The organism is Sinomicrobium pectinilyticum, assembly GCF_003725735.1.
Taxonomy (GTDB): Bacteria; Bacteroidota; Bacteroidia; order Flavobacteriales; family Flavobacteriaceae; genus Sinomicrobium; species Sinomicrobium pectinilyticum.
In genome coordinates this window covers 1-21,792 of sequence record NZ_RJTM01000081.1, presented here as the reverse complement: position 1 = coordinate 21,792, position 21,792 = coordinate 1, and the positions used below count along the sequence as shown (strand labels likewise).

The window sequence follows — 21,792 nt, the reverse complement described above, 5'->3', positions numbered from 1 at the left end:
AAGGAATTAAACTCCTGCTCCCGATCGGTACGGGGATTATTGTAGTAATTTAAGAGTTCGAATCAGTGCAGCGTGCTTTGGCCATATAGTTGTACTGAAGTATCCGGCGACAATCCCTGCGGAACTGCCCGGGAAGCGTTCTTCAGAAAGGGTACTTTTTATGGTAATTTACCAGGAGGGCTACGACGTAACTGTACGTCTTTATCCCATCCGTCTGGTTGTTGGCTTTCAGGTAGGCATTGAAGGTATTCTTAAATACCGGTTCCGCCGGGTTTTCATATTTACTCCAGAACATGGCTGCCTCTTCGTAGTTTTTGAGAATACCCCGGTGTACCTGTTCTTTCAGCCTGGCGAATGCTTCCCGGTCTCTCCTGTAAACCTCGTTCAGGCAATAACGAAGCATATAAGCGTAACCTGAAAATTTAAAGTAAGGGTCTTTATTGGCTGTAGCAGCCAGGTAGCCGATGAAATTGGCCTCATTTTCCGCGGAAAAACCGATCTGGTGGGCCTCCTCGTGACAGCTTATAAGCGGATAACGATAATCCAGTTGCAGGCTGTTTACCTGGGCTTCGTTGGTAAACGGGTTGAGGTAGCCACTGTAGCCCATATAGGTAAGAGGCAGGGAGAAAAGTGAACTTTTTATACTTTCCGGGGCATAGGAAAAGTGCGGATTTTCCGAAGAGATTTCTCTATATCCCAAAACGGACATGTCATATATTTCCCTGCGGGAATAAGGTAATTTTACCAATACGGAATCATTATCCGTCAGCTTCTGGTGTATGTTATTGGTCCTGTTGATCAGTTTTTCGGTAAAGCTAAGCAGTTCCTCAGTCGTATATTTACTTCCGATGTCCAGGGTCTGATGCAGGGGAGGGCGGTAATAGTTCATCCCCCAGAAAAGATGGAATGAAAAATAAGCGAAAGAGAGGACGATGAGGATTTCCCGGAGGAAATACCACGGCCGGCGGAAGAGACACCTTGTATTGCGGATCAGGAAACGGAATACAAAAATACCGGCAAGCGTATAAAAAACATCTCCTACGGAAAAGGGGACCCACCCGAAAGCATAACGGAACCCTGCCGATATGAAGGGATAGATGCCGTTACTGTAATATTTTTCGATAAATTCCGGGGCCAGGGCCAGCAGCTTTACCGTAATCACCTGGAGGATTATGGAAAGTGCCAGGATGTTTTTCATTTTTTCGGACATGGGCTAAAAATAGGAAAATATATATTACGACCGCGAGGCCGAATCTAAAATTCCGGAGCAAATATACCACACAATCCCAACTCCCGGCTCCCCGATTCTCCGGCTAAAAAAAATCCCCCTGAATTTTAAAAGGAGTTTTGTCCTGTGCAAAATTCACCGGTAATTGTCGCTGGCTTTTTTATGGCATTCCGGGACCAGGGCAAAATACGGCTTATAAATAATTCTGCCCGGCTTTAAAAGTTTCTGTAGTTTTGTAACAAACTAAAGGAGAAAATATGAGTTCAGAAATAAAAACCCTGGAGCCTTCTGCGGTATGGAGCAGGTTTGCAGACCTCAATGCCGTGCCCAGGGCTTCCAAGAAAGAAGAAAAAGTGATTGCGTTTATGCTGGATTTCGGTAAAAAACTCGGACTGGAAACCCTGAAGGATGAAACCGGAAATGTCATTATCCGTAAACCGGCAACACCGGGCATGGAAAACCGGAAAATGGTTGTGCTGCAGTCGCATTTGGATATGGTACACCAGAAAAACGCGGATACCGATTTTGATTTTGATACCCGAGGTATAGAAATGTATGCCGAAGGGGACTGGGTAAGGGCAAGGGGAACTACGCTCGGGGCCGATAACGGGTTGGGAGTAGCCGCTATTATGGCCATCCTGGAAAGTACCGATATACCGCATCCTGCCATAGAAGCTTTATTTACCGTTGACGAAGAGACAGGGATGACCGGGGCGCAGGGACTGAAAGCCGGGTTGCTGAAGGGAGAAATACTACTGAACCTCGATACGGAAGAAGATGACGAGATAGGCATAGGCTGTGCGGGAGGAGTGGATGTAACGGCGCAACGTACCTATAAAGAAGAGCCCGTACCCGAAGGAACCATAGCTTTCCGGATTAAGGTAAAAGGCCTGCAGGGCGGCCACAGCGGAATGGATATTCACAAAGGCCTCGGCAATGCCAACAAAATAATGAACCGCCTGCTTTTTGACGGTTTTGAGAATTATGGCCTGCGTATTGCTTCTGTGGACGGGGGAGGACTCAGGAATGCCATTCCCCGCGAAAGTTCTGCTGTGGTAGTGATAGATAAGGTCCATAAAGATGCTTTTGTTTTCGAATTCGGTGAACAGGAACGCGATATAAAGCGCGAGCTGCATACTACGGAACCCTCCCTGGAAATAACCGCAAAACCAATAGAACTCCCGGCTAAGGTAATGGAGCTGGGTGTACAGGAAGGTATAATCAAAGCCTTGTATGGGGCACATAACGGTGTGTACAGGATGAGTGCCGATATGATTGGGCTTACGGAAACATCCAATAATATCGCTAGGGTAGAGATCAAAGACGGAAATATAAAGATCTCCTGTCTTACCCGTTCTTCGGTAGACAGTTCCAAAACGGACCTGGCCAATGCCCTGCGGGCCGTGTTTGAACTGGCCGGCTGTGAAGTGGAATTTTCGGGTAGTTATCCCGGATGGCAGCCCGACCTGGATTCGCCGGTATTAAAGGTACTTCGCGAAAAATATGAAGCCCTGTTCGAAGAAAAACCGAATGTTGCCGCCTGCCATGCCGGACTCGAATGCGGAATATTAGGACAGAACTATCCCAAAATGGACATGATAAGTTTCGGACCTACCATTCGTGGTGCACATTCTCCCGACGAAAGAGCGAGTGTAACATCGGTAAAGAAATTCTGGAAGTTCCTTAAAGAGGTATTAAAAGATATTCCCGAAAAAGAATAAAAACACGAAGTGAGGGGAAAGACAGTCGGTTTTCCGTTGATGTGCTTTCCCCTTTTTATGGCTTTCTTCTGAAAAACAGCCAAAAAGAAGTATCTTAAGGGAGGTAAAAAACAGGGTGGACCCCATTAAAACATACAACGATGTAGACCCGGCGGACAGCCGGATGACCTTTCGTATCCGTACGATGGAAGATATCTATGAAGAGCATTCCGGCAAGGCGGACGAACCCCACCGGCACGATTACTATATTATAGTACTCGTCAGGAGGGGTAAAGGAACGCACAGCATAGATTTTACGGAATACCCGCTTTCGGACCGGCAGGTTTATTTTATAAGCCCAGGGCAGGTGCACCGGATAGTGGAAAAGGAGAAGTCCCGGGGTTATGTGATTACGTTTTCCGGCCGGTTTATGACAGAAAACCAGATAGATTCCTGTTTTATAGATGACATCAATCTGTTTAAAGATTACGGGGAAGCACCGCCTTTACCACTGGCAGGACAACAACTGGAACAATTGAGCAGCTATTGCGAGCAGATGATGGAATGGAACAGTAAGAATATGAAGTTCCGTTCGCAGGGCATAGGGGCGTTGCTGAAGCTTTTTCTGATATCCTGTAACAACCTGTGTTCGTTGCACGGTGAAAATCCGCAACAACTTCATGCCGGCGGCACCCTGCTCAGGGATTATAAACAACTGGTGGAAGAACACTTTACGGAATGGCACCTCGTTTCCCGGTATGCCGAAGCCCTTCACGTCACTCCCGACCATCTTAACCGTACCGTAAAGTCTCTCATAGGTAAGACAGCCAAAGAGTATTTGCAGTCCCGCATTACCGTAGCTGCCCGTCGTATGCTATACTTTTCCGGCCAGCCGCAAAAAGAAATAGCCTATGCACTTGGCTTTTCGGAACCGGCCCACTTCAGCAGTTTCTTTAAAAAATGCACCGGAATGTCCCCCTCGGACTTCAGGCGATAGATCTCATATCGTATTTTTATAAGCCTTTCCCGCATTCTTGTATTTCCCCGTGCCTGTATTGTTCGCAACTTTGTACAGAACAAAAAGAGTATAGCCGTGAACCCGGCATGTTTAAAAAATCATTGAACACACAGAAGGATGATTGTTTTAAACGTCAAAGGTTCCCGTAACCGTTGAAAAAAATAAAGACATGAAAACAATATTGCACAGGGCAGATACAAGAGGCCATGCCGACCACGGCTGGTTGAATGCCCACCACAGTTTCAGTTTTGCCAACTATTACAATCCCGACCGGATGAATTTCGGTGCCCTGCGGGTACTTAATGACGATATTGTCAGTGGAGGCATGGGATTCGGAATGCATCCGCACGATAATATGGAGATCATAACCATTCCATTGCGGGGAGACCTGGAACACAAGGACAGCATGGGGAACACAGGACGTATTAAAAACGGGGAAATACAGGTAATGAGTGCCGGAACAGGTATTTTTCACAGCGAGTATAACCCCAATAAAGATAAAGAGACCAACCTGTTACAGATATGGTTGTTCCCTGATAAGAGGAATGTAGAACCCCGGTACGACCAGATATCTATAGAAGATTACCGGAAAAAGAATGAATTGTACCAGGTGGTATCTCCGGATGCCGATGACCAGGGGACATGGATACATCAGGACGCCTGGTTTCACCTGGGGGATTTTGACAAAGGAACGACAAGGGACTACACCCTGAAAAAAGAGGGGAACGGTATATATCTCTTTGTTATCGAAGGAGCGGTCAACGTCAACGGACAATCCCTGGGAAAAAGGGATGCGTACGGCGTATGGGATACCGATAAAATAACCGTCGAAGCAGGAAGCGAAACTCAGTTCCTCCTGATGGAAGTGCCGATGACCGTTTAATTACCAGGACAATAGACCCGAAAACTTTTTTGTCCCATCCCGGGTGAGCATGATTTTGTGATCTATTGTCCCGATATAACCGGTTTCTGGCCTGGAAAAGAGCAGGAAGTTTATTATATTTATAGAAATCATCTTATACAGATAAAAAAATGGGAGAAATAAAGCATCTTCACAATGATACAAAAGGCGCTTTTGTATACAAAGAGGACAAAAAGCGTCTGGCGGAAATGACGTACGTTATGGCCGGTGAAAAAAAAATGATCATAGAGCACACCGGGGTGGATGAGTCCCTGAAAGGACAAGGTACGGGTAAAAAGCTCCTCGAAACACTGGTGGAGTATGTCAGGGAAAAGGGGATCAAGGTAGTGCCTTTATGCCCGTTCGCCAATGCAACTTTTAAAAAAGTAACCGAATGGCAGGATGTTCTTGCCTGAAAAAATAAAAATTAACAGATGTCCAATACCGATCTTATCATTGAAGAAAGAAGCCGGGATATAGGAGATTTCCTGGTGGGGAGGCTTATTCCTTTCCGTAAAAAACGTATGGTGGGCCCCTTTATATTTATAGACCATATGGGCCCGGAAAAGCTGGGTCCGGAGAAATACATGGATGTAGACCGGCACCCGCATATAGGCCTCGCTACATTGACATATCTGCTGGAGGGAGAGATTATGCACAGGGACAGCATAGGTACGGAACAGCGTATCCGCCCCGGCTCAGTGAACCTCATGGTGGCCGGTAAGGGTGTGACCCATACCGAGAGAACGCCGGACGACATGAGGGGAGGACGCGAATTTACCATGCACGGTTACCAGATATGGATAGCATTGCCTGAAAAACTCGAAAACATGGACCCCGAGTTTTATCATGTCTCCAAAGACGAATTGCCGGCATGGAGTGAGAAAGGAGCACATTTTACACTAGTGGCGGGAGAAGGGTTCGGCAAAAAGTCACCCGTACCCACATATTCGGACCTGTTTATGGTTTCCGTAAAGGCAGAAGAGGATTTTGCCCTTGATATTGCAGGTAACCTGGAAGGGGAAATAGGTATCTGTATCGTAGAAGGATCGGTAAATGCCTGCGACCAGGAAGTAGGGGCAGGAAATATGCTCGTATCCAAACTGGACAACCAATGCGCCTTACAGGTAAAAAAAGGGACCTATCTCCTGTTGTTCGGGGGACAGCCCCTGGACGGGGAAAGGCATATTTACTGGAATTTTGTTTCTTCCGATCGCGAAACCATAGAAAAGGCCAAAGAAGACTGGAAGGAAAAACGATTCCCGGAGATTCCCGGAGACAATACATATGTGCCTTTACCTGAATAGGATTAAGAAAGAAATTGGTTGAATAATAAAAAGTCAGAAAGATGGAAACAACAAAAAAAGTAACGTGGAGTATAGATCCCGCGCATTCCGAAGTACAATTTAAAGTTAAGCACCTGGTGATTTCCACCGTAACCGGTCAGTTTACCTCCTTTTCGGGAGGACTGGAAGCGGAAGGGAAGGGTTTTGAAAACTCCAGAGCAGTTTTCGAGGCTGATGTGGACAGTATTTCCACCAATAATAAAGACAGGGACACCCACCTGAAATCCGCGGATTTTTTCGATGCGGAAAACCATCCGAAAATCACTTTCGTATCTACCGGGTTTAAAAAGACTGGGGAAGATACCTATGAGATTATAGGAGATATTACCATTCGCGGTACTACAAAACCCATAGTATTGAAAGCCGAGTACGGAGGGACAACGGTCGATCCGTACGGGAATACCAAAGCCGGGTTTGAAGTGACCGGGAAACTGAACCGGAAAGAATTCGGACTGAAGTGGAACGGGGTTACCGAAACCGGGGGCGTTGTAGTCGGTGATGAGGTAAAGCTGCTGCTCAACCTGCAGTATGCCAAAAATTAAATAAAGGTTAAAATCTTCAGGGGGTATTCGTTACCCCTTTTTTTTTAGGTATATTTAAAGGAATGTTAAGCAGGGAAAACAAGGCAGGTAGAAGGATAAAAATGCAAAAGAGGTTTTTTCTGCGGATCGGGGCGGCACGGGGTGCCGGTCCGGCATTTCTTTCCGGCCCCGCCGGTAATGGGAGAAACTTAAAAAGTTGTTTTTGGTCCCGTTAATTGTGAACGAGAGTGTATTTTTCGTCTGCGAAGGTATATTGAGACAAATGGTCATGGCAACGGGCCCGGGAATGGCCGGGCGGGGTAAAAAAGACGCCGGAAGGAACCGAAGCATATAACCCGGAGAGTGTCTAACATAAATATCAGCTATTCCAATGAAAAAAATATTGCTAATAACCGGTGATTTCGCAGAAGATTATGAAACTATGGTACCTTATCAGATGCTTCTGATGGTGGGTCATGAAGTACATGCCGTCTGCCCCGGTAAAAAGAAAGGAGATTCGGTCAAAACCGCAATTCACGATTTTGAAGGAGACCAGACCTATTCGGAAAAACAGGGACATCATTTTCAGTTGAGTTACACTTTTGACGAGGTGAAACCGGAAAATTACGATGGCCTGGTCGTAGTAGGAGGACGTGCCCCGGAATATCTGCGGCTGAACTCGAAAGTACTGGATATTGTAAGGTACTTCTTTGATAAAGACCTTCCCGTAGCGGCCATTTGTCACGGTATCCAGATCCTTACCACTGCCGGGGTGGTCTCCGGGAGAACGCTCACCGCTTACCCGGCAGTGGGACCGGAAGTAACCCTCGCCGGAGGCACCTACAAAGAGGTGCCGCCTACCGAATCGGTAGTGGACGGCAATCTCGTAACTTCACCGGCATGGCCCGGCCATCCCGGATTTATCAAGGCCTTCCTGGATTTGCTGGGGACTAAAATTTCACTGTAACCCGGTAACCGGGGTCTGCAATCCATGACCTGGTTATTTCCGACGGATAATCAGCCGGAGGGTTCATACGGTCAGGCCGGGTTTTTCGACAAATCCGGGACCTCGTTTTAGGGACCGTTCGAACCAGAAGCCCCGGTTCACATTTCAATACGCTTACGATTGTTAAGGTCCGGAAGAGAAGCTTTCCTGTCGTTTTTCTCCGGGCTTTTATTTTGTAATGCCTGCCGGGGACACAGGAGTTTTCCTTTTTATATCCGGCGTAGGGCAAACGCATTAAAAAAAACTATAATTGTAACGTGTAATGGTTCCAGGTTTAAAGTTACAAGTTGCAAGTTACAAGTTTGGCCTTTGGCCTTGCCTGAATGTTGCCGGTTGCCGGTTCCGGTTTTTTATATTTTACCTCTAACTTGTAATCTGCCCATCCGGCGGGTATCCTGAGCATTCTAAGGGTTCAGAGACCGGGAGAATTAGTGATTTATAGTGTTTTGTTGTGACTAATCATGAGAACTATGTTTGGGAGTTCCGGAGTTTTGTAGGGAAGGTTTCCGTTTCAACTCCCTGACTAACCAACTCCGAACTCATCAAGAACCGGCAAACCGGCAAACCGGTAACCGGAAACACCCCTTAAGCTTTTAACCTTAAATGAAATTACTCCATTATAATGCGTTTGCCCTGATATCCGGCGCGATTTATTTTTTTAATCCTCTTTTTTGAATTATCTTGTACTTATTTATTCAAGATGAAAGTATGCGTAACTTACCTATATTGAACAGTTGTATGATGTTGCTTTTCCTTTGTGCCTTTTCCGGAAAAGCCCAGGATTTACATTTGTCGAAAGGTGTGATTACCGATGCTGTCCCCGTGCCCGGTTCCGAACTTATTAATTATGCCATTTATCTCCCCGGAGATTATACTGTGGACAAAAAATGGCCGGTCATTTTTGTGTTTGATATCGAAGGAAAGGGGAAAAAAGGACTGGAAAACTTTACTGCTGCTCCCGGAGGGGAAAACTTTATTCTCATCGGGGCGAATAATGTGCAGAATATATCTTACGAAGAGAACTTTTATATCGCCAAGAGGCTTTTTGAGGTGGTATTGAAGAATTTCCCCGTGGATAGCAAACGGATTTATACCGCCGGTTATGGCGGGGGAGGCAGACTGGCTACTGCAATTGCGGCCATATCCGGAGACGTGGATGGAGTGATTGCATGCGGGGCTGCCTTACCGGGAAATAAAAATTACCAACCCCAAAAAAACAACTTCCTGTTTATAGGGCTGGTGGGGGATGAAGACGGAAATTTCCGGGAGATGCAAAGCACGGTAAACCTACTGAACCGGAAAAAATTTCAGGCGGATTTATTGGTATACGATGGTTCTTCCTATTATCCGCCCACGGATTATATGGAGAAGGCCTTGCGTACCCTCATGATAAAAGCTATTGCAAAAGGAGCGGTTGACGGTGGTGAAAAACTGGTGGATTCGTTGTTTGAAGCCGACCTGGATTTTAACAGGAAGACCGAACGTAAAGGACGGGCTTTATACGCCTTTGAAGATGTAGACCTGTTGATGGGCAATTACAGCAGGTACAAGGAAAAGGACATATTCCGCGAGCGAAAAAAAGAAATCCGGAAGAACAGGCAGTTCCGAAAGCAACGCAGTAATAATTACGGCATAGCCGAAGAGGAAAGCTACTTTATGACAGATTACCTGACTTTCCTGTCCCAGGACCTTTCCAACGGAAGTATAGGGCAACTCCCGTCCTGGGAAGAGGAAATGCTTTCCCTGGAAAAACTGGAAAAAGGAGACAACCCGGCCAGGGCGAAGATGGCAAGGCGTTTAAAGAATATGCTGAAAGCCGTCATGAAGGAAACCATACCCACATTGGATAGCACCAATACGGACCAGCTGTTGTTTGCCAATGCTTTTATGGTTTTGCTCGATCCCGCGCAGGAAGAGGCCTATCTTGAAGTATTGCGTTACAGCGTGGAAAAAAGTGAATACGGAATGGCGCTCTTCTACCTGGAACAGCTTTTGGACCGGGGCTTTAAGGATGTGGATAAACTGAACAACATGGAAGACCTGGCCCTTCTGAGGATATTGCCGGAATATAACGATATCCTGGAAGAACACGGTTTAAAAACACTCTATTAGTATACCCCTTAAACAGGGCCGTCCCTTTCTACAATACCGATTTTATATTTTTCGGTGGCCGGCCTATGACGGCTTTTTTCCCGGATATGACAATAGGCCTTTCTATCAGTTTCGGATTTTCTGCCATGGCTTTGATAATATCGGCATCCGAGAGGTCCTTTCCTTTATAATTGTCTTTCCAGATGCTTTCGTTTTTCCGGACGAGTTCTATCGGGGAAATTCCGAGGAGATCTGTAATTTCACGGAGTTCTTTTTCCGAAGGTACATCTTCCAGGTATTTCACAACTTCAAATTCTTTCCCGGATTCTTCCAGAAGGGAAAGCCCCTGCCGGGATTTACTGCAACGCGGATTGTGATATATTTTTATCATTTTTTCAGGTTTTGGATACGAGATTTAGTGGTGAAAGACAAAGTGTACAGGGATAGATCGGGGATTATCCCTGTACATTTTATCTGGCTATTGTTCTTCCTTCTGACCCATCATCATGAGGTAGGCCTTGAGGAAAGGATCTATTTCTCCGTTCATCACCCCGTCTACATCAGTAGATTCTTTGGATGTTCTCACATCCTTAACCAGTTTGTAAGGGTGCATAACGTAGTTTCTTATCTGGGACCCCCATTCGATCTTCATTTTCCCCGCCTCGATCTCGGCCCTTTTCTCCTGTCGCTTTTTAAGCTCTATTTCGTAGAGCTGCGATTTGAGGAGTTGCATGGCCTTGGTCTTGTTGTCCAGTTGCGACCGGGTTTCGGAGTTTTCTATGACAATCCCGGTAGGATGGTGACGAAGGCGTACGGCGGTTTCCACCTTGTTGACATTTTGTCCCCCGGCACCGCTGGAACGCATGGTCTCAAAGGTTATATCCGCAGGGTTGATCTCTATTTCTATACTGTCATCCGCAAGAGGATAAACATATACCGATGCAAAAGAAGTATGGCGTTTGGCATTGCTGTCAAACGGTGATATACGCACCAGGCGGTGTACCCCGTTCTCTCCTTTTAGCCAGCCAAAGGCATATTCCCCTTCGATCTCAAGAGTCACGGTTTTTATTCCCGCTACGTCCCCTTCCTGGTAGTTGAGTTCCCGTATTTTATATTTCTGGGATTGTGCCCACATGAGATACATACGCATGAGCATCGCAGCCCAGTCACAGCTTTCCGTACCCCCGGCACCGGCAGTGATCTGCAATACGGCACTCATGGCATCGCCTTCTTCCGAAAGCATGTTTTTAAATTCCAGGTGCTCTATATGGTCTACAGTATTTTTATACTGTATTTCCACCTCTTCCGCCCCGGTTTCACCTTCTTTGTAAAAGTCGTACAACACTTCCAGGTCACTTACAAGGGCTTTGGCTTCTTCATAGCCTTCCACCCATTTCTTCTTGCTTCGTAACGATTGCATAAGTGCTTCCGCTTCTTTTGGGGTGTCCCAGAAATCGGGAGCAAAGGTTTTTTCTTCTTCGTTCTGTATCTCTATAAGCTTGGCATCTACGTCAAAGATACCTCCTTAACGCGCCAAGGCGTTCCATAAGGCTTTTCACCTGTTCTGTTGTAACCATATCTGTTTTTAAGTTCTGTTTTGCCACTGACATCTTCCGTCACCGGGCATTTCCCGGCAAAAATAACATTTACGCGGTGCAGTAAAAAGTATTTGTAATAAATTTATAGTACTAACGGGTTAACTGACCAATTGCATAAAAAAGATTATTCTCTTCACAGCTGTTGCCCGGGGACAGGCCGGAGGAATCCGGAGAACGCCCCTTAGCTGAAATACGCCTGGTCCCCTGGCAGGGTTGGATTAATCCCGGAATGTTTCCGAAGGAAATACGACAACGCTTTCATGCCCGTCCCTGCCCACGGTAGCCACACCGAAATAGAAGTTGTCTATGACAATGCTTTCGAGGGTAAAATGATCGGTATTGCCTACAAAACGACTGAATTCCCATTGTGGTGAAGTCGTATAGCGCCAGTATATTTTATATCCCTTTACATCGGGATCATTGACTTTTTCCCATTTTAATTTGGCAGAAGCTTCCACAACGCCTCCTATGGCGACTTCAGACGGGGGAGGGGGAGCCCATGCCAGTGCGGCGAGATTAATGGCATTAACGGCAGTGAGTTTTTTTGCATAATCAAAATTTACACCTTCTATGACATCTCCGTATGCAATGCCATTCTCCGTACGGATATCCTGGTGCTGCCTGTTGTAATTTTCATGGGCTTCCATGATCCGGACACCGGCATAACCGAGGTCATTAAAAGGACGATGGTGCCCGCCGCGGCCAAAACGGTCCAGGCGGTAGACCATCATGGGATTCATTTCCGGCATGTATGTCCGTATCGTTTTATGGATATACCTGGCGAGTTGCCGGGAAATGCCATCTACTTCCCCGCCGTAGAACCGTCGCATTCTTCGCTGTTCTTCGGTTTCCGTGGGAGGAACAGGCTCGGAGAAGATACGGAAGGTACGATTGTCTATCACACCGTCCACCCCTTCGATGTTCCCTATCATGTCGTTGTTGAACACCCCGATGATCTCCCAGTTGTTCTTTTTGGCATATTCGGCCAATCCTTTACCTCCGAAAAGCCCCTGTTCTTCACCGGATAAACCTACATAAACCACGCTGCTCTCAAATTTATACCCGGACAGTACCCTTGCAGCTTCTATGGTGCCTGCCATACCGCTGGCATTGTCATTGGCTCCGGGGGCATCCGTTTTATAATCCATCGCATCGGACGCACGGGAATCTATATCCCCGCTCATAATAATATAGCGATCGGGATATTTAGTGCCCTTCTGTATAGCCACCACATTCACCACCCAGGCGTCGTGAGGGACCCGGCTGCCGTCTTTCGGGGTTACAAGGTCTTTCTGGTAAAATACCTCCAGGCAGTCGTTACAGTCTTCGGATATTTTGTCGAATTCCGCCTTGATCCACCGCCGTGCCGCGCCGATACCCCGGGTCTCGGAAATGGTGTCACTAAAGGTATTCCGGGTGCCGAAACCGGCAAGTGTACGGATGTCCTTCTCGATCCTTTTGGCAGAAACGGCATCGATAATGTCGTAAATGCGCGGGTCGGTCTGCGCAAAACACAGTATAGAGGAAAAAACAAGAATTAAGGATAAGGTAATTTTCATGGTCGCTAGTTAGTTTTTTATAAAAATCAGTCCATCGGAATAAAAACCCTCTGAAAAGATGACTTTACCGGTTTTTTTCGGTTTTAAATATATAAAAACTTCTTTCCGAAAGCTAACCGTGATTATAAAAAAAGTGGCCGAAGATGAGAATCTATAGGGGTGGATATTTTCGGAACAGGGGTAGGATGAGAAATTATAAAGTCTTTGTCATAACATAATTGGTGAGTTCCGTTCCTTTCACAAAAATGACCTGTTCTTTTACAGTACGGAACCCGCATTGTTCAAAGAAAGGCTTTGCTGTTTTACTGACATTTGCCGTTAGTCTTGTCTGCCCGTTGTTTATGGCCTCTTTTTCTGCCATACCGTATAATTTTCGTGCTATTCCCTGTCGCTGATACCTGTGGTGTACGAACAGGAGGTCGATGTGGTTGTAATTCAGCAAGGTACAAAAACCGGTGATTTTTTCTTTTTCCTCCGCAATGACTACAAACTGTCCGCCCATTACGTTCTGCCAGCGGCTTTCATTTTCAATACCGGAGGCCCATGCCCGCGTTTGTTCGGCCGTATAATCTGTGCGACAAACGGAAAGTATAGTATTGCGGAACAATTGCTGTAATTCCGGAAGGTCTTCCGGTTTTCCCGGTCTTATGGTTATTTCGGCAGCCATACATATTCTCTTCGGAAAGGAATGAAAAATGCCCGGGCACAGTCTGTAACAGCATACAGGTACCATGTCCGGGCAGATCGTTTTGTGATATTTGCAGTTACTTTCGTTTTCCGCCGAAGGCGGGCAGCAGTTTTGTGGAAACTTCACCGAAGCCGATCCGCACGTGTTCATTGCGGCAGAACCCTTTCATCGTCACGGTATCCCCGTCTTCGATAAAACTCCTTTCCGTGCCGTCTTTCATTTTCAGGGGTTTCTTACCGCCCCAGCTGAGTTCCAGCATGGAACCGTAGCTGTCCGGGGTGGGACCCGATATGGTACCGCTTCCCATCATGTCCCCCGATATGACATTACACCCGTTTACGGTATGGTGGGCAAGCTGCTGTGCCATGGTCCAGTACATATACCTGAAATTGCTTTTGGATACGGTGACCTGTTCACCGTTTTCCGGGGTAAGACTGACTTCCAGGTGAATGTCAAAACTCTTCTTTCCCTCGTATTGGAGGTAGGGAAGGGGAGCCGGGTCCTGCTTTGGTCCCGCTACACGAAAAGGCTCCAGTGCATCCAGGGTAACGATCCAGGGAGAAATGGAAGATGCGAAATTTTTGGCCAGGAAAGGCCCCAAAGGTACATATTCCCATTTCTGGATGTCCCGTGCACTCCAGTCGTTAAAAAGGACCATACCAAAAATGTAATCCTCTGCTTCTGCTACGGGGATAGGTTCCCCGAGCTGATTGGCATCTGTGGTGATAAAAGCCATTTCCAGTTCGAAATCCACCCGTGCGGACGGACCGAATACGGGGGTAGTTGCTCCCGGCGGCAAGGTCTGGCCGAGGGGGCGTCGTACCGGAATACCGGAGGGGACAATAGACGAACTCCGCCCGTGATAGCCAACGGGGATATGAAGCCAGTTGGGAAGCAGGGCATTTTCCGGATCACGGAACATCTTCCCGACATTGGTCGCATGTTCTTTACTGCTGTAAAAATCGGTATAATCACCGATCTGGACCGGGAGTTGCATTTCTATTTCGTCCAGCGTAAAAAGCACAATGTGTTTGTGTTCTTCGTTATCCCGGAGTTCCGGGTTGTTTATGTCAAATAATTCGGCGATGCGGTTGCGCACCAGTCGCCAGGTTTTTTTTCCGTCAGATATAAAGTCATTAAGGCTGTCCTGCAAAAAAATATCGTCCGTGAGCGGAATGCCCTCAAAGTATCCGAGCTGGTGCAGGGCCCCGAGGTCTATAGCTGTATTTCCTATCCTGGTGCCAATGGTTATCACATCGTCCCTGGTGAGAAAAACACCGAAGGGGATATTCTGGATGGGAAAATCAGAATCCTTTTCTACCTGGATCCAGGATCTTCGCTGCGGGTCGTTCGCGGTGATAGGCATAATAAAATTGTTAATTTATGTTTGATAAAATTGTATTCAAAGATATTATTTTCGACCAATTTACCGAATGTATTTGTTATTTTTGGCATTTCTTTGAGAAAGTTGTTTCGAATACTCCTCATGTTCTTGAAAACAACGGACAGCCGGACACTGATTATTGAACTTTGAACTTAAAAATAATGCAACGAGACGAACAGATTTTTGAACTGATTGAAGCCGAAAAGGAGCGCCAGTTACACGGACTGGAACTGATAGCATCGGAAAATTTCGTAAGCGGACAGGTCATGGAAGCGGCCGGTTCTGTACTGACCAATAAATATGCAGAAGGGTATCCCGGCAAACGTTATTACGGTGGTTGCGAAGTCGTGGATGAAGTGGAGAATATAGCTATCGAAAGAGCCAAAGCCCTCTTTGGTGCCGAATGGGTTAATGTACAACCGCACAGCGGGTCCCAGGCCAATACGGCGGTATATCACGCCTGCCTGAACCCGGGAGATAAAATCCTCGGTTTTGATTTATCTCACGGAGGACACCTTACACACGGCTCTCCTGTGAATTTTTCCGGTAAGCTCTACAATCCTGTTTTCTACGGGGTGGATGAAGAAACCGGAACACTCAATTATGATAAGATCGGGGAAATAGCCAAAAAAGAACGGCCTAAACTTATTATTGCCGGGGCTTCCGCGTATTCCAGGGATATAGATTTCAAACGGTTCCGGGAAATAGCCGACAGTATCGGCGCCATATTGTTTGCCGATATTTCTCACCCGGCAGGGCTAATTGCCAAAGGGATACTCAATGACCCTATTCCGCATTGCCATATCGTAACCACTACCACACATAAAACCCTGCGTGGCCCGAGAGGGGGGATGATAATGATGGGCAAGGATTTTGAAAATCCTTTCGGTATAACCCTTAAAAACGGTAAACCGCGTATGATGTCCTCATTACTGGACAGCGCCGTATTCCCAGGTAACCAGGGAGGCCCGCTGGAGCATATTATCGCTGCCAAAGCAATAGCTTACGGAGAAGCGCTTACCGATGAATTCCTGCACTATGCACTGCAGGTGAGGAAGAATGCACAGACGATGGCGAAATTATTTGTGGAAAAAGGCTATAAAGTGATAAGTGGGGGTACGGACAACCACATGATGCTTATAGATCTCAGGAACAAGGATATTTCCGGGAAGGAAGCCGAAGAAGCGCTGGTTAAAGCCGATATTACCGTGAACAAGAACATGGTGCCGTTTGATGATAAGTCTCCTTTTGTCACCTCGGGGATCCGTATCGGTGCCTCCGCCATTACTACCCGCGGACTGAAGGAAGACGATGTAAAAACCGTAGTGGAACTTATTGACGAGGTTATTGTAAACCATACCGATGAGGCCGTTATAGACGGAGTAAGGGAGAAAGTCAATAACCTGATGAAAACAAGACCGCTGTTTCAGTGGTAACCCGGATTCCGACAGGAATATAAAATAAAAGAAGCCTTCCGGGGCTTCTTTTTTTTGTCCGGGAGAGAAAATACCGGGGTTCCCGGAAAACCGGAATTGCAGTCCCTCCAAAAACATTCCCATCAATATGCACTTGCGTTCCGGATACCGGAAACCCGCGCCTGAAATATGTGGGGATAACTTCGAATACCTGACAGAAAATCCCCTCAACTTTTATGGATCGGGATTAAAATCACATTAAAAGTGTAATTTTTACAATAAAACATTTGTTTTTTTAGGAGTTCTTTGGTTATATTTGTAAATGTACTGATTACACTTATAATCGGTTCACTAATCAAAACCAGAGGAATATGATAGCTACACCACCAAGAACTTGTCGTCCGTTTCACCTTTTCAGCAAAGGAATTATAGCGACGATAATGCTGTGCGCTGCAATGAGTTTGCATGCACAACAACAAAACGAGGTAAGCGGAACAGTTTTGTCTGCTGTAGACCAAATGCCTTTACCGGGCGTCACCGTTCGGGTAAAAGGTACAAGTACCGGAACGGTTACCGATTTTGATGGAAACTACACCATACCCATCACCGGTGAAGATGATATCCTTGTTTTTTCCTATGTGGGATTTAAAACGGAGGAGATAGCCGTAAACGGGCAGGCCCGCATAGGTTTGTCCATGCAGGAAGACCGCGCCTTACTGGACGAAGTTGTTGTCGTGGGGTACGGTACGCAGCGCCGGCAGGATCTGACCGGTGCGGTGAGCGTGGTAAAAGCCGAAGAACTTCAAAAAACCTCTACCAACGATGTCGGGCAGATGCTTCAGGGGCGTGCTGCCGGGGTAACCGTTTCATCGGACGGAGAACCCGGGGCCGAACCCAATATCCGGATCCGGGGGGTGAGTACCTTTGGCGATAACCAGCCACTGTATGTCATTGACGGGGTACCGGTAGGAAATTCCATAAGGGATTTTAATACCAACGACATAGAAACCATACAAGTATTAAAAGACGCCTCGGCAGGAGCCATTTACGGTTCGCGTGCAGCTAACGGAGTCGTGATCATCACTACCAAAAACGGGTCAAAAAACACGCCCCTCACCGTTCGGTACAGCGGGTACTACGGCATAGATGAAGTGGCTCAAAAAGTCCCGGTACTGGGAAGAGAAGACTACCAGATGATTACCAACGAGAAGCGCGTAAATGCCGGAATGGCACTATTGCCCGGAAACGACCCCGGTTCCGATGCGTATATCAGCGATATAGATACCGATTGGCAGGAAGCGGGACTAAAAACAGGAAGCCGCCAAAACCATAATTTTAACTTTTCCGGCGGGGGTGAGCATGTGACCTATAACGCCTCGGTAGATTACTTTACCAACGAAGGTATCTTTGTGGGAAACGGCCCCGACTACGAACGGTATTCCGGCCGTATCAACACCACCATGGAAAAAGGGCGGTTTAAGATGTCGCCTTCCCTGTACTATGCCCATTCCATGGAAAATTCCCTCACCTTCCGCGACGATGTGCTCACGGGGGGAAGACCGCCGCTTATCAACGATTTGCTTATTGCCATCCCTACGATGGGAGTATATGACGAAAACAATATCGGGGGATATGCAGGTACTAATTCTGCCATACATCAGGCTATTGTGTTAAATGTACCGGGAATCAACAGTTTGTTTACCAACTGGGTAGAAGTAGACCGGACCTTTGCCATCATCAACCCGGAATTTAAAATACTGGATAGCGAAGACCAGACCCTGACCTATAAGCTGAACCTGAGTTACGACAAGACCCAGACGAGGGATTTCTCCTTTGTTCCGGAATTTCAGATGGGCTATTTCTTTAACTCCGGCATGTCCAGGCTGAATGATAATTCCCGTACCTATACCGTAGAACTGATTGAAAATACGCTTGCCTACAAGAAGACCATCGATAAGCACAAATTTGATGCGGTTTTGGGTATGACCTATCAGAAGAACTCCTATGTATGGAAAGAGGGCTATTCCGAAAACCTGCCCAAACCTTATTATCCCGTACTTTCCAACGGAGAAAACCAGACCTCTGCCGGAGGCGAAGACGCCAGTGCCCTGGCTTCCTATTTCGGGCGACTGAATTACAATTTTGACGACCGTTACCTGCTTACGGCGACAGTAAGAAGAGACGGGTCCTCTCGTTTTTCCCCCGATAACCGGTGGGGAACCTTTCCTTCCGTTGCCCTCGGATGGCGGATTTCCAACGAAAAATTCTTTGATGTACCCTTTGTCGATGACCTGAAAATAAGAGGGAGTTACGGTACCCTGGGAAATCAGAATATAGCGAATTATATGTACCAGCCGGTAGTAAACCGAAGTGTGTTGTATAACTTCGGAGGCAGCGTGGTTAACGGCGGTATACAGACCAACCTGTACAACGAGGATATCAAATGGGAGAGCACCACCTCTTTCAATGCAGGATTCGACGCTGCCTTTCTGGATAACCGGTTTGACCTGACGGTAGAGTACTACCAAAAGGAAACAACAGATATCCTTGTAGGCGTACCGATCCCCGCTTCCACAGGATCGATCAACACCGCACCTACCATCAATTCCGGGAGCCTCAGGAATTCGGGGGTCGATATAGAATTGGCCTACCATTTTCAGGGGACGGATGATTTTAATTTTGACATATCCGCCAATGTCAGTACCCTTAAAAACAAGGTGCTGGCCCTCGGAGGAAACGAAGAGCCCGTATACGGCACAGGGTCTATCACCCGGGTAGGGGGAGAAATAGGAGAACACTTCGGTTATGTATATGACGGCATATTCCGGGACCAGGCCGAGGTAGACGCCCATGCCGCACAGGGAGGTGCCGCACCGGGAGACATCCGGTTTAAGGATATCAACGAAGACGGTATAGTAGATGCCAATGACAGGACGACCCTGGGAAGTGCCGTGCCCAGTGTGACCTATGGGTTGAATTTCACCGCCGGTTACAAGGACTTTGACTTTACCCTTTTTGCATCCGGAGCCGCGGGGTACTACATCAACAGCCGCCTGTACCGTACCCTGATGTGGTCGTCCGACTATCTCAATGCGCACAAGGACATCCTGGACTACTGGACCCCGGAAAATACGGATACCGATATACCGCGACTGGTAGCCAACGATCCCAATCTCAACAACAGGGATTCCGACAGGCCGGGATGGCTGCAAAAAGGAGACTACCTTCGCATCAACACGGTCTCTTTGGGATATTCTTTCCCTGAGACCTTGTTAGACAAAACAAACTTTTTCACCTCGGCACGAATATACACCACCGTGCAGAACCTGCATACGTTTACGGCATATAAGGGGTACAATCCGGATTTTAACTCCGGTGTATTCGAACCCGGATTTGACAACGGGACCTACCCGAGGCCGAGAACGTATATGTTGGGAGTGCAACTTTCTTTTTAACCGATTAAAACGCTACATCATGATGCTCAACTATAAAAAAAACAGATTCCTGAAATATTGCGCAGTGCCGGTATTGGCGGCTGTATTATTGGGATGCGAAGACAAGTTAAACCTCGACAACCCCAATGCCATGCCAACGGAATACTACTGGCAGACCGGGGACGATGCTGTTGCCGGGGTAAATGCCGTGTACAATTCCCTCCTGGTGGACGGCTACTATATGCGTATGACGCCTATTCTTACCGATGTAAGGGGAGACGGATTGTATGGCGACAGCCCGTGGCTGGATTTGAACCAGGTAGGGAACTTCACTATTCTCGCCGTTTCCGGTCCCGTACAGTGGAGCTGGGCGGCCTATTACCAGGCGGTCTTCAGGGCCAATCAGGTCATAGCATTTGTTCCGGCCATAGCGATGGATGAAGAAACGAAGAATTCGGTGCTGGGAGAAGCCTATTTTTTAAGAGGGCTGGCGTATTTTAACCTCAAGACCAACTTTCAGAAAGTACCTTTGGTCACCGAAGTCCCCGAGCAGGGAGAGGCCTACCCCCCGGAGGACTATTATCCCGCAACGGCAGAGGAAGAAGCAATCTGGCAACAGATAGCAGACGATTTTTCCAGGGCTCAGGAGTTACTCGGAGAAGAACCGATGAACGGACAAAGAGGCAGGGCAACCAAAGGAGCGGCAACCGGTTTCCTGGGAAAGACCTATCTCTATATGGAACGCTGGTCTGCTGCCGCAACGGAATTCGCAAAACTGATTCACGGTCCGCTGAACCACTATAGTCTCGCAGAAAACTATCAGGACAATTTCAGTCCCTTTGTCGACAATAATGAAGAATCCCTTTTTGAAGTACAATTCTCCTACGACGCCGGGGGAAACGTGATGAATTATGGGGGCGAACCTAACGTATTGTGGCGACAGGTATCTTCCGTAGGACATACCTATGCCATGGACGGCTACGGGTATTCCGATTTCCTGCCTACCCGGTGGCTGTATGAAGAATTTAAAAAAGAACCTACCCAATCGGGGGGAACAGACCCCCGTTTATTTGCGACCATAGCCTCCTACGAGCCGTCTGAAGGCAAAACCACGGTATACAACGGTACGCCGTGGCCGCATGCGGAAGATGCCATTTACCCGAGGAAGTATACCAATGACGGATTCGGACTGGATACCGAAAGTCACGGTGGCGTAGAATTCTCCGGGATCAATTACCGGCTGATGCGCTATGCCGATGTATTGCTCATGTATGCCGAAGCCCTGAATGAAACAGGACAGACCGCGGATGCGGCGGGCTATATGCAGCAGGTGAGGGACCGTGCCGGATTGCCCGATCGCACGGGTGAATTTGCCGCCATGTCGCAACAGCAATTCCGGGACCAACTGGCACACGAACGTTCGCTGGAGTTTGCACTGGAAAACATCCGTATCCACGACATCGTACGATGGGGATGGTTGTACGACAGTGAAAAACTGGCCGAACTTCAGGAGCGTGACCGGGATTTTGCCTCCTGGTCACCCGGTAAGGAATACCTGCCTATCCCGCAGACGGAGCTGGACGTAAATCCGAACCTGGAACCGAATGCGGCCAATTAAAAAATAGTAGTTTGTTTAGTAGATGATAAAGATCGAATTTCTATAATTTAACCGGAAAATCAGTTTATCCCCGGCGATTTCGACAGGGCTCAATGCAGCGCCTAAAGGGCAATGTCATTTAGTTAGTAATATAATAGACTGAAAAAGAAGTATGTTTAGAAAAACAAAAAAGCTCCTCCTTTCAGATGAAGGGAGGTACCCAGGCGAAGCAATGGGGGGAGGGTTTGAAATCCCGGGCCGTAGGATAAGCGCAAATGTTTGAGTATATACGCTAAAGCTCGGGCC

At 47.3% G+C, this 21,792-nt stretch carries 17 protein-coding genes; 11 read left to right on the top strand and 6 right to left on the bottom strand.

The annotated features are described in order from the left end of the window. Nucleotides 1-142: 142 nt before the first annotated feature. Nucleotides 143-1,198 carry a DUF3810 domain-containing protein gene (locus ED312_RS11370; protein ID WP_240643085.1) on the bottom strand — a complete coding sequence of 352 codons (1,056 nt, stop codon included), beginning with the start codon at nt 1,196-1,198 and terminating at the stop codon, nt 143-145. A 287-nt stretch (nt 1,199-1,485) separates the two neighbouring features. Between ED312_RS11370 and ED312_RS11365 the strand changes: the two genes are divergently transcribed. From ED312_RS11365 to ED312_RS11320, 8 genes are all read left to right on the top strand, one after another. Beyond that, nucleotides 1,486-2,949: an aminoacyl-histidine dipeptidase gene (locus ED312_RS11365; protein ID WP_123216139.1), complete on the top strand. Its 1,464-nt coding sequence runs from the start codon at nt 1,486-1,488 to the stop codon at nt 2,947-2,949. A gap of 115 nt (nt 2,950-3,064) precedes the next feature. Then, nucleotides 3,065-3,925 carry a helix-turn-helix domain-containing protein gene (locus tag ED312_RS11360; RefSeq protein WP_123216138.1) on the top strand — a complete coding sequence of 287 codons (861 nt, stop codon included), beginning with the start codon at nt 3,065-3,067 and terminating at the stop codon, nt 3,923-3,925. A 190-nt stretch (nt 3,926-4,115) separates the two neighbouring features. After that, the gene (locus ED312_RS11355) at nt 4,116-4,829 is read left to right on the top strand and encodes a pirin family protein (protein ID WP_123216137.1); all 714 of its coding nucleotides are present in this window, start codon (nt 4,116-4,118) and stop codon (nt 4,827-4,829) included. Between the two features lie 149 nt (nt 4,830-4,978). Beyond that, nucleotides 4,979-5,263 carry a GNAT family N-acetyltransferase gene (locus ED312_RS11350; protein WP_123216136.1) on the top strand — a complete coding sequence of 95 codons (285 nt, stop codon included), beginning with the start codon at nt 4,979-4,981 and terminating at the stop codon, nt 5,261-5,263. Between the two features lie 18 nt (nt 5,264-5,281). Then, nucleotides 5,282-6,154 (top strand): pirin family protein, encoded by an 873-nt coding sequence (locus tag ED312_RS11345; protein WP_123216135.1) that lies wholly within the window; start codon nt 5,282-5,284, stop codon nt 6,152-6,154. 41 nt (nt 6,155-6,195) lie between these two features. Further along, entirely contained in the window at nt 6,196-6,735 is a 540-nt protein-coding gene (locus tag ED312_RS11340) for a YceI family protein (RefSeq protein WP_123216134.1), read from the top strand. A gap of 370 nt (nt 6,736-7,105) precedes the next feature. Continuing rightward, on the top strand, nt 7,106-7,681 hold the full coding sequence (locus ED312_RS11330) for a DJ-1/PfpI family protein (RefSeq protein WP_123216132.1): 576 nt from the start codon (nt 7,106-7,108) through the stop codon (nt 7,679-7,681). A 747-nt stretch (nt 7,682-8,428) separates the two neighbouring features. Further along, entirely contained in the window at nt 8,429-9,832 is a 1,404-nt protein-coding gene (locus tag ED312_RS11320; protein ID WP_123216130.1) for an acetylxylan esterase, read from the top strand. Between the two features lie 28 nt (nt 9,833-9,860). Here the strand turns inward: ED312_RS11320 and arsC are convergent, their stop codons facing one another. The 5 genes from arsC to fahA form a co-directional block, all read right to left on the bottom strand. Then, nucleotides 9,861-10,202 (bottom strand): arsenate reductase (glutaredoxin), encoded by a 342-nt coding sequence (gene arsC / locus ED312_RS11315; protein ID WP_123216129.1) that lies wholly within the window; start codon nt 10,200-10,202, stop codon nt 9,861-9,863. A gap of 87 nt (nt 10,203-10,289) precedes the next feature. Further along, a protein-coding gene (gene prfB / locus ED312_RS11310) for a peptide chain release factor 2 (RefSeq protein WP_123216128.1) occupies nt 10,290-11,388 on the bottom strand; the annotation gives its coding sequence in 2 pieces (ribosomal slippage) (nt 10,290-11,324 and nt 11,326-11,388; 1,098 coding nt in all). A 239-nt stretch (nt 11,389-11,627) separates the two neighbouring features. Continuing rightward, nucleotides 11,628-12,968 (bottom strand): M28 family peptidase, encoded by a 1,341-nt coding sequence (locus tag ED312_RS11305; protein ID WP_123216127.1) that lies wholly within the window; start codon nt 12,966-12,968, stop codon nt 11,628-11,630. Between the two features lie 193 nt (nt 12,969-13,161). Beyond that, a complete protein-coding gene (locus tag ED312_RS11300; RefSeq protein ID WP_123216126.1) occupies nt 13,162-13,635 on the bottom strand; it encodes a GNAT family N-acetyltransferase in 474 nt (157 codons plus the stop codon). Between the two features lie 97 nt (nt 13,636-13,732). After that, on the bottom strand, nt 13,733-15,022 hold the full coding sequence (gene fahA / locus ED312_RS11295; protein ID WP_123216125.1) for a fumarylacetoacetase: 1,290 nt from the start codon (nt 15,020-15,022) through the stop codon (nt 13,733-13,735). A gap of 179 nt (nt 15,023-15,201) precedes the next feature. On the opposite strand from fahA, the gene glyA reads away from it, so the two are divergent. The 3 genes from glyA (at nt 15,202) to ED312_RS11280 (ending at nt 21,507) form a co-directional block, all read left to right on the top strand. After that, a complete protein-coding gene (gene glyA / locus ED312_RS11290) occupies nt 15,202-16,476 on the top strand; it encodes a serine hydroxymethyltransferase (protein ID WP_123216124.1) in 1,275 nt (424 codons plus the stop codon). Between the two features lie 350 nt (nt 16,477-16,826). After that, the gene (locus ED312_RS11285; RefSeq protein ID WP_123216123.1) at nt 16,827-19,910 is read left to right on the top strand and encodes a SusC/RagA family TonB-linked outer membrane protein; all 3,084 of its coding nucleotides are present in this window, start codon (nt 16,827-16,829) and stop codon (nt 19,908-19,910) included. A gap of 19 nt (nt 19,911-19,929) precedes the next feature. After that, entirely contained in the window at nt 19,930-21,507 is a 1,578-nt protein-coding gene (locus ED312_RS11280; RefSeq protein WP_240643084.1) for a RagB/SusD family nutrient uptake outer membrane protein, read from the top strand. Nucleotides 21,508-21,792 lie beyond the last annotated feature (285 nt).